This window comes from Streptomyces rubellomurinus (assembly GCF_000961885.1).
Taxonomy (GTDB): Bacteria; Actinomycetota; Actinomycetes; order Streptomycetales; family Streptomycetaceae; genus Kitasatospora; species Kitasatospora rubellomurina.
Genome location: NZ_JZKH01000014.1, coordinates 42,481 through 55,941, shown reverse-complemented (window position 1 = coordinate 55,941; position 13,461 = coordinate 42,481). Strand labels below are relative to the sequence as shown.

Annotated in this window: 12 protein-coding genes; 5 read left to right on the top strand and 7 right to left on the bottom strand. The window is 72.6% G+C overall.

The window, feature by feature from the left end; genetic code table 11:
* Positions 1–20: 20 nt before the first annotated feature.
* From VM95_RS09730 to VM95_RS09720, 3 genes are read right to left on the bottom strand one after another with little or no spacing between them, the layout of a single operon-like run.
* Positions 21–845 carry a carbohydrate ABC transporter permease gene (locus VM95_RS09730; protein WP_045694135.1) on the bottom strand — a complete coding sequence of 275 codons (825 nt, stop codon included), beginning with the start codon at positions 843–845 and terminating at the stop codon, positions 21–23.
* The gene (locus VM95_RS09725; protein ID WP_045694132.1) at positions 842–1,756 is read right to left on the bottom strand and encodes a carbohydrate ABC transporter permease; all 915 of its coding nucleotides are present in this window, start codon (positions 1,754–1,756) and stop codon (positions 842–844) included. Before VM95_RS09725 ends, VM95_RS09730 begins: the two co-directional genes overlap by 4 nt.
* Positions 1,746–3,032 (bottom strand): extracellular solute-binding protein, encoded by a 1,287-nt coding sequence (locus tag VM95_RS09720; protein ID WP_045694130.1) that lies wholly within the window; start codon positions 3,030–3,032, stop codon positions 1,746–1,748. Before VM95_RS09720 ends, VM95_RS09725 begins: the two co-directional genes overlap by 11 nt.
* A 195-nt stretch (positions 3,033–3,227) precedes the next feature.
* Between VM95_RS09720 and VM95_RS09715 the strand changes: the two genes are divergently transcribed.
* A complete protein-coding gene (locus tag VM95_RS09715) occupies positions 3,228–4,403 on the top strand; it encodes a serine/threonine protein kinase (protein WP_244178697.1) in 1,176 nt (391 codons plus the stop codon).
* Between the two features lie 11 nt (positions 4,404–4,414).
* The gene (locus VM95_RS09710; RefSeq protein WP_244178696.1) at positions 4,415–5,185 is read left to right on the top strand and encodes an HAD family hydrolase; all 771 of its coding nucleotides are present in this window, start codon (positions 4,415–4,417) and stop codon (positions 5,183–5,185) included.
* Here the strand turns inward: VM95_RS09710 and VM95_RS09705 are convergent.
* Positions 5,124–6,617: a N,N-dimethylformamidase beta subunit family domain-containing protein gene (locus VM95_RS09705; protein ID WP_244178695.1), complete on the bottom strand. Its 1,494-nt coding sequence runs from the start codon at positions 6,615–6,617 to the stop codon at positions 5,124–5,126. The genes VM95_RS09710 and VM95_RS09705 overlap by 62 nt on opposite strands.
* Positions 6,618–6,795: 178 nt before the next feature.
* On the opposite strand from VM95_RS09705, the gene VM95_RS09700 reads away from it, so the two are divergent.
* Together VM95_RS09700 and VM95_RS09695 are read left to right on the top strand one after the other, a co-directional pair.
* Positions 6,796–7,641, top strand: coding sequence for a class I SAM-dependent methyltransferase (locus tag VM95_RS09700; RefSeq protein ID WP_045694127.1), 846 nt, complete (start codon positions 6,796–6,798; stop codon positions 7,639–7,641).
* 74 nt (positions 7,642–7,715) lie between these two features.
* A complete protein-coding gene (locus VM95_RS09695; RefSeq protein WP_045694125.1) occupies positions 7,716–8,486 on the top strand; it encodes a hypothetical protein in 771 nt (256 codons plus the stop codon).
* On the opposite strand, the gene VM95_RS09690 is transcribed toward VM95_RS09695, so the two are convergent.
* On the bottom strand, positions 8,455–9,525 hold the full coding sequence (locus VM95_RS09690; protein WP_052707252.1) for a hypothetical protein: 1,071 nt from the start codon (positions 9,523–9,525) through the stop codon (positions 8,455–8,457). The two genes, VM95_RS09695 and VM95_RS09690, sit on opposite strands and share 32 nt — an antisense overlap.
* Positions 9,526–9,720: 195 nt before the next feature.
* On the opposite strand from VM95_RS09690, the gene VM95_RS09685 reads away from it, so the two are divergent.
* Positions 9,721–11,064: a GH1 family beta-glucosidase gene (locus VM95_RS09685; RefSeq protein ID WP_045694120.1), complete on the top strand. Its 1,344-nt coding sequence runs from the start codon at positions 9,721–9,723 to the stop codon at positions 11,062–11,064.
* Between the two features lie 39 nt (positions 11,065–11,103).
* Here the strand turns inward: VM95_RS09685 and VM95_RS09680 are convergent, their stop codons facing one another.
* Complete coding sequence (locus VM95_RS09680) at positions 11,104–12,171, bottom strand: polyprenyl synthetase family protein (RefSeq protein WP_045694246.1); 1,068 nt, start codon at positions 12,169–12,171, stop codon at positions 11,104–11,106.
* Positions 12,172–12,229: 58 nt separating this feature from the next.
* Positions 12,230–13,420, bottom strand: coding sequence for a CapA family protein (locus tag VM95_RS09675; RefSeq protein ID WP_425265293.1), 1,191 nt, complete (start codon positions 13,418–13,420; stop codon positions 12,230–12,232).
* Between the last annotated feature and the right edge of the window lie 41 nt (positions 13,421–13,461).

Here is a 13,461-nt window from a genome sequence, read left to right as displayed (position 1 = left end):
CGGGTCTGCTGCGCTCGCGGTCAGCCCTTGACCGCGCCGACCGCGAGGCCGGAGGCGATCCTGCGCTGGACGACGAGGAAGAACACCACGACGGGCAGGGCGGTGAGCGTGGCGCCCGCCATGAGGCCGCCGTAGTCCGTCCCGAAGCTGGTCTGGAAGGAAACCAGCCAGATGCTGACGGTCTGTTTCTCCGGGCTCGACAGCAGCACGTAGACGAGGACGTACTCGTTCCACGCCTGGACGAGGGCGAAGACGGAGGTGGCGATGATGCCGGGCGCGAGCAGCGGCAGCACCACCCGGCGGAACGCGCCGAGGCGGCCGCAGCCGTCGACCATGGCCGCCTCCTCCAGTTCCACGGGGACGCCGGCGATGAACCCGCGCAGCATCCACACCGTGAACGGCAGGGTGAACACCAGGTAGGTGAGGATCACCCCGGTGATGCTGTCGGTCATCCCGACGTCGTTCAGCAGCAGGTACACCGGGATGATCAGGGCCGTCAGCGGGACCATCTGGACGATCAGGATCACCACGACGAAGGCCTTGCGGCCCGCGAACCGGAAGCGGGCCAGGGCGAAGGCCGCGAGGGTGCCGACGACCAGCGACACCAGGACGGTGCCGAGGCCGATGACGACGCTGGAGCGGACGTTGGCCCAGAACGTCTCCGTGCCCAGCGCCCGGGCGAAGTTGTCGAAGGTCGGCCGGCCCGGCCAGAACCTCGGCGGCAGGCTCAGGATCTCGTGGGCCGGCCGGAACGCGGTCAGCACCATCCAGTAGACCGGGAAGCCCACCACCGCGGCGAGGGCCAGCCCGAGCAGGTCGTGTCCCAGCGACCGCCGTCGCCTCATTCGGCCTCTCCCGTCCTGAGCATCTGACGCAGGTACACGACCGAGCCGGCGAGCAGCAGGACGACCGTCACCAGCGCGATCGCCGCCCCCGTGCTGTACCGGTTCACGGCGAACGACTCGATGAAGGAGTAGACGCCCAGCAGGTAGTACTCCCGCTCGGGCTGGCCGCCGCGCATCAGCCAGATCTGGTTGAAGACCCCGAAGTCCCAGATCGCCGTCAGCGTGGTGACCATGAGCAGGACCGGCCGGATCACCGGGAGGGTGACGTGCCGGAAGACCTGGAACGGCCGGGCGCCGTCGAGCACCGCGGACTCCTCCAGCTCGGGCGGGACCTGCGCCAGCGCGGCCCGCAGAGTGATCGCGGCGAACGGCAGCGAACCCCACACCACGACCGCGACGATGACGGTGAACCCCTCCCAGGGGTTGGTGAACCAGTTGTGCTTGGCCAGGTCCACCCCGGGCAGGTTCGAGAGCAGCCAGTTCACCACGCCGTAGTCGGCGTCGAAGAGCCAGCGGAAGATCGACCCGGCGACCATGACCGGCATCGCCCACACCATGACCAGCACCCCGGAGATGACGGAGCGCACCCACGGGGAGACCCGGTGCATCAGCAGCGCGGTCACCATCCCGCAGAACACCGTCAGGGCGACGCACACCGCGGTGAAGAGCACCGTGCGGGCCACCACCGTCCAGAAGAACGCGTCCCCGAGGATCCGGCGGAACTGCCGGAGCCCGGCCCAGGGCGGCGACGAGCCGCTGAACAGCTGTTCCCGGGTCATGTCCTGGAAGGAGAGGACGACCATGTCCACGAGCGGGTAGCCGAGCACCAGGACGAGCGCGAGGACGGTCGGGCCGATCAGCAGGTACGGCAGCAGGCGCGGGCGCCGCCGCCGGCCCCGGTCAGCGCTCATTGATCACTTCGTCGATCCGCCGGTCGGCCTCCCGCGCCGCGTCCTGCACCGAGGCCTTGCCGTTGGCGATCCGCTCCAGCATCTCGGGCAGGACGTTGGACTTCTCCACCGACGTCCAGCCGGGCGCGAACGGCGTCATCCAGCCCCCGGTCGCCGCGGCCTGGGCAGCCGGCCCGTTGATGCCGCCGGCGGCGACCTCGGCCAGCTGGGCGGTGTTGTTGGGCAGGGTGTTCGCGGCGATCAGGGTCTGCTGCGACTGCCGGTCGGTGAACATCCCGATCCAGTCGGCGGCCAGGTCCTTGCGGGTCGACTTGACCGGGACGGCCAGGGTGGAGCCGCCGAGGAACGGCGGCAGGAGCTTTCCGGACGGGCCGGGGAACGGGAAGGTGGCGAACCGGCCCTTGAGCTTCGGGTCCCCGCCGGCGTGCTCGTCGGCGGCGGCGTCCGCCTCCCAGGTGTTGCCGTAGAAGACGCCGACCCGGCCCTGGGCGACGACGCCCGGCTGGTCGCCGTTGTCCTTGGCGCGGTCGCCCACGTAGTAGGCGTCGATCAGCCGCTTCCACTCGGTGAGCCCGGCGACGGACTTCGGGGAGGACAGCGCGCCCTTCCACCTGCCGCCGTCCTGCACCGCGATCTCGCCGCCCGCGTCCTTCACCCAGGCCATCGCCGCGTACCAGTAGCGGCCGGGCATGTAGAGGGCGGAGAAGTTCGGGTCCTCGGCGCCGAGGGTGCCCTTCAGCCGGTCGAGCGCGGACATGAGTTCGGGGTACGTCCTCGGCGGGCCGGCGACACCGGCGCGGGTGAAGTAGTCCGTGCGGTAGACGCCCACCCGGGCCCCGACGTAGTACGGCACGCAGTAGGTCCTGCCGTCGTGGCGGCAGGCGTCGGCGAGCGCCGGCAGCCAGGAGCCCGACTGGTCGAAGCGGGACGGGTCGAGCGTGGCGAAGGCGCCGTTGACGATGTAGTTGGTGGTCTCGCTGTTGCCCATCTCCACCACGTCGGGCACGTTCTTCCCGGCGAGGACGGCGTCCAGCTTCTGGTTCTTCGTCGTCCACTGCTGGTACTGGACGTCGACCGCGACCCCGGGGTGCGCCTTCGCGAACCGGTCATTGGTGGACTGGACCAGTTGCGGCCAGCTCTCCTGGGCGTCCACGGCCAGCCACACCGTCAGCTTGCCGCCGGCCCCGGAGCTCCCGCTCCCCGAGCCGCACCCCGCCGCGGCCAGGGACAGGAACAGCGCCAGCGCGAGGGGGCGATGGGACGAGCGAAGAGCCATGAGGTCTCCAAGTTCGCTATGGGGGCGGTCTTCTGACTACCCGTCCGATCACCGCGCCGCGCGGAGGCGCGGACATTCGGCCGGAAGATGACGTTCGGTGTCGCGCAGAGGGCCCAACGCCTTGACTCCTCCTGGGTGGCGCCCCCAGGTTGGGCCTCTGCGTCACCCACACGACCCCGATCGAAGGGCTTGTACGTGACCGAGCAGACGACGACCGCGCCCGGGACGACCCCCGACACCACCTCCCGGCCGGTCCGGGTCAACGCCTGGAACGGCTGGGACCCGCTGCGCCACGTGATCGTCGGGCGGGCCGAGGGCACCGTGGTCCAGGCCCCCGAGCACGCCGTCCGCCGCGACTACCCCGACGACGGCTTCCCGCTGGGGACCCACGGCCCGATGCCGTCCGACATGGTCGCCGAGGCCGAGGAGCAGCTCGACGACTTCGCCGACCTGCTGCGCCGCCGCGGCATCCGCGTCGACCGCCCCACCCCCGTCGACTTCACCCGGCAGGTCAGCACACCCGAGTGGACCCACGACTCCATGTTCGGCTGCATGCCGCCCCGGGACCTGCTGCTCACCGTCGGCAACGAAGTCCTGGAAGCGACCATGTCCTACCGCAGCCGCTGGCACGAGTACCTGTGCTACCGGCCCGTCCTGCAGAGCCTCTTCGAGGCCGACGAGCACATGCGCTGGGAGGCCGCGCCCAAGCCGCGGCTCACCGACGCCTCGTACCACACCGGGTTCTGGGACACCTACAACGACCTGTCGACCGAGGAGCAGCTGGCCCGGGTCCGCGACTACGACCTGGTGCTGACCGAGGCCGAGCCCCTGTTCGACGCCGCCGACGTGGCCCGCTTCGGCAAGGACCTGTTCGTCCAGCTGTCCTTCGTCACCAACCGCAGCGGCTACCAGTGGCTCAAGCGGCACTTCCCCGACCACCGGGTGCACGCCGTCACCTCCACCAACACCCACCCGCTGCACATCGACGCGACCTGGGTGCCGCTGCGCCCCGGCCTGGTGCTGCACTGCGGCGAGCGGCTCGCGGACGCCGAGCTGATGGAGTTCTTCCGGCGCAACGACTGGGAGATCGTCGAGGCGGTGCAGCCCGCGAGCTGGGAGCACCCGCCGAAGCTGTCCTTCTGCAGCCCCTGGCTCGCCGGGAACATGCTGAACCTGGACGAGAACACCCTGTGCATCGAGGAGAAGGAGGTCCGGCTGGCGGAGCAGCTGTCCTCCTACGGCTTCGAGATCGTCCCGGTGCCGTTCCGGGCGGTCGGGCCGTTCGGCGGCGGTCTGCACTGCGCGACCGTCGACATCGAGCGGGACGGCACGCTGCAGGACTACTTCCCGCGCCGGTACGGCCGGTACTGAGGCCGGCTCCGGTGCCCGTCCTGCCGCCGCCGCGGACCCGTGCCGTCGTCCTCGACTTCTACGGGACGCTGGTGCGGATGGTCGAGCCGCTGCCGCCCGACCACCGGACGCTCTTCGAACGCCGGGGCCTGGCCGTCCAGGGCGCCCGCTGGGGCGACCAGTGGGCGGTGGGCCCCGCCGAGGGGGAGCAGCATGCCGCCCACTCGGTCAGCGAAACCGCCTACCACCGCTGGGAGTTGGACCGGCTGCGGCGCCGGGCGCGGGCCTGCGGGGTGCCGGCGGGCGAGCTGGCCGGCCTGGTCGAGGAGATCGACCGGGCCATGAAGGCCGTCCGGCTGGAGCTCTTCGAGGACGTGCGCCCCGTCCTCGGGGAGCTCCGCGAGCGGGGGCTGCTGGTCGGCGTGTGCTCCAACTGGTTCTGGAACCTGGAGGACTGCGTCGAGGAGCTCGGCCTCGGCGCGGTGGTAGACGTGGTGGTCGGCTCGGCCCGGGCGGGGGCGCGCAAGCCGCATCCGCTGATCTACCGGGCCCTGCTGGACCGGTGCGGCCTGCCGCCCGGGGACGTGCTGTTCGTCGGCGACATGTGGGCGCCGGACGTGCTCGGCCCGCTCGCCGCCGGGATGCGGCCCGTCCACCTGTGCCGGCCGGACCCGGCGGTGCGCGGCGCCGAGCCGCCCCTGCCGGCGGGGGCGGCCCGGATCCGCGGGCTGCGGGACCTGCTCAGGCGTGCGGACTGCCGTGCGGACGGCGGTGCCGCAGCCGGTCCAGCAGGTTGCGGGTGACCCGGACGACGCCCGCGTCCTGCTCGCGCCCGCAGACCACCGGCCAGTCGGTGGTGCCCGCCGTGAACACGGTGCCGCCGGTGCCGTCCGCGGTGTAGAGGCCCATGGTGGCGGCGCGCGGGCTGGTGACGCCCGGCTCGCGGGCCGGGCCGTTCCAGTGGCCCCACGCGAAGCGGTGGAAGTCCTCGTGGACCGGTTCGAGGACGTGGATGCCGAGGATGAGGAAGGAGGCCGGGGTGCCGTCCTCGCCGGTGGACCGGGCGACGCCGCGGGCGTCCCGGGCGTAGGCGGCGCCGTCGCACTCGTACCCGATGAGCGGGGTGCCGGCTCCCAGCCGGTCGCCGTCCCGCAGCCCGGTGTCCGCGTAGATCCAGTGCTCGGCGTGCTGCACGGTGTACCCCTCGCGCGGGCGGTCCCCGGGCCATTCGGTGCTCGCCCACATTCCGCCGTTGCGGAAACTCACCCCGGTGAGGGAGTTCTCCGGGCGGCCCACGCCGTCCGGCGCCGGGGGCCACCACTGGTCGGTGGCGGGGAGATGGGGGTATTCCTCGCCCACGTGATGGTCGGTGTCGGAGACGAAGGCGGTGTTCCGGTCGGTCGGGTGTATCCGCCACCAACAGGTGTTCGCACTCAGGAAGGCGATGTTCCCGCCGGCCCGGACGAATCCTTCGGCGTGCTCGCGCATCGCCTCGCTCCAGTATTCGTCGTGGCCGACGCTGAGCAGCAGGTTGTAGTCGGAGAGCAGTTCGGGATTCTCGTGCAGGTCGAGATCGGTGCAGAATTCGACCGGGTAGCCGTGGCGTTCCAGCCAGGCGATGAACGGGGCGTCCCAGTAGGCGAGGTCGATGACGCCGCCGGGCCGGTGCAGGCTCACCTTGTGCCCGCGCCGGGTGCCCTCGCGCAGGTACGCCGGGTGGTCGTAGAGGCTGACGGCGCGTTCCTCGCCCGGCCGGTCGGAGCGGTTGTAGGCGTGCCGGGTGAAGGTCGACTTCTTGTACAGGATCCGGGAGCGGCTGCCGGCCCGCTCCGGCCGGACGACGAAGAACTCCCGGGCCGGGCCCTCGATGTTCGCGGCGTCGACCCGCGGAGGGTCCTCGCCCTCCGCGACGAACTGGACGAGGTGCATCCCGGGCGACCAGTCCCCGGGCACCGGCAGGGTGAGCGCCGGCCAGCCCCAGTCGTCGGCCGGGGAGGCCCGGCCGGGGAGCCCGTCGGGGTGCGGGGGCGGCAGGTGGAGCGCACCGGGGAGCCAGCCGCTCTCCGCCACCGGATCGACGTCCTCTCCCAGCCGGTAGAACCTCAGCCGGAACCGCGCGGCGTCGGTGGACACGTGCACGGCCAGCTCGCCCCCGGGAACGACGCTCTCCCGGCCGAGATAACCCTCGATCATTTCCGCCTCCGCGCAGGTGTTCGGGCCGCTTCGGCCGGTCATGCTAGGCCTTTTTCGAAAACCCGGGCAACGGCGCCCCGAACCGGCCATCCGGCACCGCCTTTCGGACAGCGCGCGAAATGGCAGAATCCTCCTCCGCCGCCCCGGGTAGGCCGAAATCCGGCCGCATCCGACCGGCCGCCGTGCATTCCTCTCCGCTGTTCGTCGAAAAGGAGTCCGCATGAGCAGTGAATTCCGGGTGCGGGAACTGGTCCTGGGAATCGAAGGACTGGCGCTGCTGCGGCACGCCATGGACGGGGAGGAGAAGTTCCTCGACGCACGCGTCGAGGACATCCGGCGTTTCGCTTCGGGCGACGGGCTGTTGCCGGACGGCGGCGCCGCCGTCAGCGAACTCGGCCTCGCCGAGGGCTACGCCTCCTGGTCGGCGATCTACGACTCGCTGCCCAGCTCGTACATCGAGGTCGAGGAGCCCGTCCTGCACGGCATCCTCGACACCCTCCCGGCCGGGACCGCCCTCGACGCCGCCTGCGGCACCGGCCGCCAGAGCGCCGCCCTGGTCTCCCGCGGCCACCGCACCATCGGCGTGGACCAGTCGCCCGAGATGCTCGCCAAGGCCCAGGAGCGCGCCCCGGCCGCCGAGTTCCGGACCGGCAGCCTGGAGGAACTGCCGCTCGACGACGACTCCGTCGACCTCGCCGTCTGCTCGCTCGCCATGACCCACCTGCCGGACCTGACGGCCGGCGTCGCCGAACTGGCCCGGGTGGTGCGCCCCGGCGGGCGGATCCTCGTCTCGGACCTGCATCCCTTCGTCATAGCCCTCCAGGGCCAGTGCGTCTTCGTGCACGGCTCCGACCGGCTCGCCTTCGTCCGCAACCACGTCCACCTGCCGGGCCGCTACCTCGCGGCGTTCACGGCGGCCGGGCTGCGCGTCCGGGCCTGCCACGAGCCGCTCTTCAACGGCCGCCTCGCGCCCGGCGGCTACGAGGAGTTCATCGCGGAGGCGGCCCGCGCGGCCTGGGAGGGGCTGCCGATCGTCATCGTCTGGGACGTCGAGGTCCCCGCGTAGTCGGTCCACCGGAAACGTCGGAGACGTCGGAAACATCGGAAACATTGGGAAAGTCGGGAACGGAGGACGGCCTGATGGCCCTGGTCGTGGTCACCCACGAGGAGCGCCCCGAGCTGTGGGACCGGATGCCGGAGCGGTTCGCCGGCATCGTCCCCGAGTACAACCTGCACGGCGACGTCAACGACACCTACTGGAACCGGCTGTTCGAGGAGTTCCGCGCGTACCAGTTCGTCCTGTACGACGACGTGCGCGAGGAGGTGGCCGGCACCGGGCGCTCGCTGCCGCGCAGCTGGGACGGCACGGCCGCCGACCTCGGCCCCGGCCTGGACGACTCCATCGCCCGGGCGTTCGCGGACCGCGCGGCCGGGCGGCCCGCCGGCGCCCTGTGCGCGCTGGGCATCGAGGTCGCGGAGGACTACCAGCGCAAGGGCCTGTCCGGGCTGCTCCTCGACGGGATGCACCTCGTCGCCCGGCGGGCCGGGCTGCCGGTGGTGCTGGTGCCGGTGCGCCCCACCTGGAAGGACCGCTACCCCCTGGTGCCGATCGAGCGGTACGCGGCCTGGCGGCGGGCGGACGGGGCCCCGCTCGACCCGTGGATCCGTACCCAGGTGGGCGCAGGCGGCACGGTCGTCGGGGCCTCGGAGCACTCGTCGCGGATCACCGGGACGGTCGCCGAGTGGGAGAGCTGGACGGGCCTGGCCTTCCCGGAGGACGGCGACTACGTCTTCCCGGGCGGCCTGTCCCCGCTGCGGATCGAGCGCGCCCGCGACCTCGGCTCGTACTGGGAGCCCGGGGTGTGGATCGCCCATCCGGTCAGGCCGGAGGGAGCCGCTCTCCCGCGCTGACGGCCGTCCACGCGAACGCGGACATCAGCCGCACCTCGTCCGGCCCCGCCTCGGGCCGGCGCTCGGGCGGCAGCCCGGCGGGGCCGACGGTGGCCACCGCCGCCTCCCGCAGCCGGGCGAGGGCGCCCGCCGGTACACCGTGATCGCCGCCCAGCCGGCGGGCGGCCTCGGCCGCCTGCCGGCCGAGCAGCAGGCAGTGGATCCAGAGCTCCTCGGCGAAGCCCCGGCCGAAGCGGCCCGCGACCTCGGCCGCCAGGTCCGCCGGCATGGCGTCCGCCACCGCCTCGCGCACGGTCCGCTCCGCGAGCCCGGTCGCCGGCAGGGCGTCGCGCCAGCGGTGATGGCCGCGCCCGCCGTCCGGCCCGTGCTCCTGGCCGACGAGCCGGACGTACCCCTCGCCGTACCGCATGTACGGGACCCACCCCGGCTCCTCCAGGACGCGGCCCCGCTCCAGCAGCGGCCCGGCGTCGGCGGCGTCCACCGGGCAGACGGCGAGCCGGATCCCCTGGGTGGCATGGCCGTTGATGCTGCTGGTGCCGATGTGCTCCACCACGGTGGGCACGGCGATCAGGCTCATCCGGCCGCGGGCCCGGAAGAAGACGGAGAAGAGCTCGTCGTCGTGCCGCTCGGTGCTGCCGGTGGCGAACCGGCGGAAGTCCTCCGCCGTGTCGACCGGCAGGCAGACGGCGAGCGACGGCGTGAACTCGTCGGGCACGGCCCGCACCCAGCCCGCGCCCGCGAGCGCGGCCAGCCGGGCCGCACCGCCGTTGCGCGCGTGCCAGTTGGTGTAGAACACCAGCGCCTCGTCGGGGAACCGCGCGGCCGCCCGCTCGACCAGCGCCACCATCTCCTCCGGCGCGGACACGTCGTCCTGGACGACCAGATGGTGACTCCCCGCCGGATCCGCCGCCGCCCAGGCGACCAGCGCCGTCCGCAGCGCGCACGGCGGACCATCGGGCTCGGGATCGAGCGCCAGAGCGTCCAACCGAAGCCGCGCGGCCAACTCGCGGGCCTGCTCCAGCCGCACGGGGTGGGTCATGACCGCCGAACTCACGCGCACCGTCGCCACCGCAGCTCTCCCTCACTCGGAGTCCCCGCGCCATCGTGTCAGCCCCCACCCACCACCCGAAAGGCCGCACCGCGACTTCGGCCGGTTTCCCGGTGCCCTGGTGTTTCGGTCCCCGGTCGGTAACATGAGTTCCCCTCATGTTTTCCACGGTTAGGGGACGCAGTCATGACGGACCGTCTCGACCTGCCCGCAGGCTTCCGCTGGGGTGCCGCGACCGCCGCGTACCAGATCGAGGGGGCGGTGGACGAGGACGGGCGCGGGCCGTCCGTGTGGGACGTCTTCTGCGCCCGGCCCGGTGCCGTGCGGGACGGGCACTCGGGGGCGGTGGCCTGCGACCACTACCACCGGTACGCCGAGGACGTCGAGTTGATGCGCGGGCTCGGGCTCGACGGCTACCGGTTCTCCATCGCCTGGTCGCGGATCCAGCCCGCCGGTGCGGGCAAGGTCAACGAGGCCGGACTCGCCTTCTACGACCGCCTGGTGGACGCCCTCCTCGGGGCCGGCATCACCCCGCTGCCCACCCTCTTCCACTGGGACCTGCCGCAGGCCCTGGAGGAGGGCGGCGGCTGGCTCGACCGCGACACCGCGTACCGCTTCGCCGAGTACGCCGCCCTCGTCGCCGACCGGCTCGGGGACCGCGTCCCCGCCTGGATCACCCTCAACGAGCCCTTCGTGCACACCGTCTTCGGCTACGCGCTGGGCATCCACGCCCCCGGCCGCACCCTGATGTTCGAGGCCCTGCCGGCCGCCCACCACCAGCTGCTCGCCCACGGACTCGCCGCCTCGGTGCTGCACGAGCGCGGCCTGGAGGTGCTGCTCTCCAACAACCTCACCCTCGTCGAGCCGGCCTCCTCCGACCCCGCCGATCTCGCCGCAGCCACCGCCTACGACGCCCTGCACAACCGGCTGTTCACCGACCCCGTCCTCCTCGGCCGCTACCCCGACCTCTCCGCCCTGGGCGTCCCCGAGGACATCTTCGGCGCCGTCCACCCCGGCGACCTCGACCTCATCCGCACCCCGGGCCTCGACGGCCTCGGCCTCAACTTCTACAACCCCACCCGCGTCGCCGCCCCCACCGAACCCGGCCTGCCCTTCACCCTCGTCGACATCCCCGACGTCCCCCACACCGCCTTCGGCTGGCCCGTCGTCCCCGACGCCCTGCGCCGACTCCTGCTCAACCTGCGCGACGTGTACGGCAACACCCTCCCGCCCATCACCATCACCGAGAACGGCTGCTCCGTCACCGAGGACACCGACCCCGACCAGCCCCGCATCGACTACCTGGCCACCCACCTCGACGCCCTCGCCCGGGCCGTCGCCGAGGGGGTCGACGTCCGCGGCTACTACACCTGGTCCCTCCTCGACAACTTCGAATGGGCAGAGGGGCTGTTCAGTCAGCGCTTCGGCCTCGTCCACGTCGACTTCGCGACGCAGCGGCGCACGCCGAGGGCGTCGTACGCCTGGTACCGCGACTTGATTGCGGGCCAACGTGCCTGTCGTGTACGGTAGTTGGCCTTCGGGGAGCGTGCCAGAGTCCGGGGTGTCCGGTCAGTCGCCCGGGATCACGTTCGACAGTGGCAGGCCTTCGAAGAAGGACACCGCCTCGTCGCGCCAGTGCGGGCGCCAGCCCTGGGCTTCGGTGCGGGCCGCGTCGGCGCAGCGGCGCATGTCGGAGCGGAGCTTCCCGTCCACGCCCAGCAGCCGGGCCAGCTCGCGGATGTGCTCGACCGTGTCGGGGGAGCAGTGCGGATCGCCGAGCGCGGACTCCACCACGGCCCGCTGCGTCTCGTCCGCGGCGGCGAGCAGGGCGGTCAGGGCGTAGCTGCGGCGGCCCGCGCGGAGGTCGGTGCCGGTGGACTTGCCGGTGGTGTCGTCGTCGCCGAACAGGTCGAGGTAGTCGTCGCGGAGCTGGCCGCCGATGCCGACCAGGGTCGCGTACCGGCGCAGCCGTGCGTCGTGGGCGGCCAGGTCCTCGCCGGCGGCCAGCAGCCCCAGTCGCAGCGGGGCGAGCACGGAGTACCGGGTGGACTTGTACTCGCAGACGGTGTGCAGGAACTCCTCGTCCGGGAGCGCGAGGAAGTCGCGTTCGAGGTCGACGATCTGGCCGGCGACCGTCTCGGCGCCGGCGTTCAGCTGCACCTCCAGCATCGCCTGGCGCAGCTCGGCGGGGACGTCCGCGTCCAGCAGGACCCGCATCGAGAGGAACGCGGCGAGGTCCCCGGCCAGGACGGCGAGGCCGAGGGCGGTGCCGTCCGCCTCCGGGAAGTCCTGGCGGTAGGCGTAGTAGGTGGAGGGGCCGCCGCGGCGCAGGGGCGTGTCGTCGATGATGTCGTCGTGGACGAGCCCGTGCGTCTGGAGCAGCTCGATGCTCAGCGCGGCCTCGGCCAGGCCGGGGACTGGGCCGGTGGTCACCAGTCGGGCGGCCTCGTACAGGAGGGCGACCCGCAGCCGCTTGCCGCCGCGCAGTGAGAGGTCCCGCAGCAGTTCCAGGCAGCGTGGGGTGAAGCGGCTGAGCGGCGGGGTGTCGAGGCGTTCCGGCAGGGCGGCGAAGTAGGCCTCGAAGCGGAGGTCGAAGCGGTGCCGGTGCCCGGCGGCTCGTTCGCGGGCGGCTGCCATGATCGTCTCGTTCACGGGCCCACCCTCTCATCCGCACGCGTACGTCCGCGCCGCCCGGTCAGGGCGCCATGGTCAGCCCCGCCGAGGCGCCGCCGCGGCTCAGCACGACCGACCGGATGTGGTCCAGGGCCCGGGCGTAGTCGCCGCGGCCGGGATCGCGGCGGACGGCCTCGGTCAGGTCGAGGACTCGGTAGGGCGGGCCGAGGTCCGTCAGCTGCGGGACGAACTCGGCCCGGGTGACGGCCCAGCGCTGCCCGGGCCGCGTCGGTGGCGAGAAGGTGAACCGGGCGATCGAGCTCCAGTTGCCGCGGGGGTCCTCCGCGCCGGTGTGGTTGAACATGTGTCCGGCGAGCTGGTCGCCCATGCCGTAGACCGTCCAGGTGTCGTTGATCTTCTCGTACGCCTGCGGAATGTGGGCGTGGGTGCCGAGGATCAGATCGACGTCGGGCCGGCCGGGGCTCTGCTCGGCGGCCAGGTCACGAGCGAGCGTGAGCTGCTGCTCGTCCGGGGTGTCCTGCCACTCGGTGCCCCAGTGGAGGCTGACCACCACGATGTCCGCACCCTGCTCCCGGGCGGCCCGCGCGTCGGTGAGGATCCGCTCCCGGTCGATGAGGTTGACCGCCCAGGGCTGCCCTTTCGGCAGCGGGATGCCGTTGGTGCCGTAGGTGTAGGCGAGTTGGGCCACGGTGGCGCCACCCGCCGTGAGCAGTGCGGGGCGGCCCGCCTCGTCGGCGCTGCGCGCGGAGCCGGTGTGCAACAGGCCGACGGCGTCCATGGCGTCGAGCGTGCGCCGGATGCCGTCCGGCCCGTCGTCGAGCGTGTGGTTGGAGGCGGTGTCGCAGGAGGTGTATCCGGCGTCCTTGAGCGCCCGGGCGACCTGCGGGGGCGACTTGAACGACGGGTAGCCGGTGAAGGGCCCGCCGTCCGCGCCGTACACCGTCTCCATGTGGCAGATGGCCAGGTCGGCGGCACCGATGACCGGTTTGACGCCGGCGAGCATCCGGGTGAAGTCGTAGCCGCTGCCCCCGGCGTCCTCCTTGGCCTGCTGGATGATCTCGGTGTGCGGCAGGACGTCCCCGGTGGCGACCAGGGTGAACGCCCGCGGTCCCGCCGGGGCGGGAGTGGCCGCGGAGCTCGGCTCCCGCGGTGGCGACGGCACGGCCTGCCGTGCCTGCGGTGCCCCGCATCCCGTGAGGGGGAGCAGCAGGGCGGTGGCGGCGGTGAGGATCTCTCGGCATGGCAATCGCATCATCGGCTCGTCCCACGATCGGTGAATATGACGTGGATTCC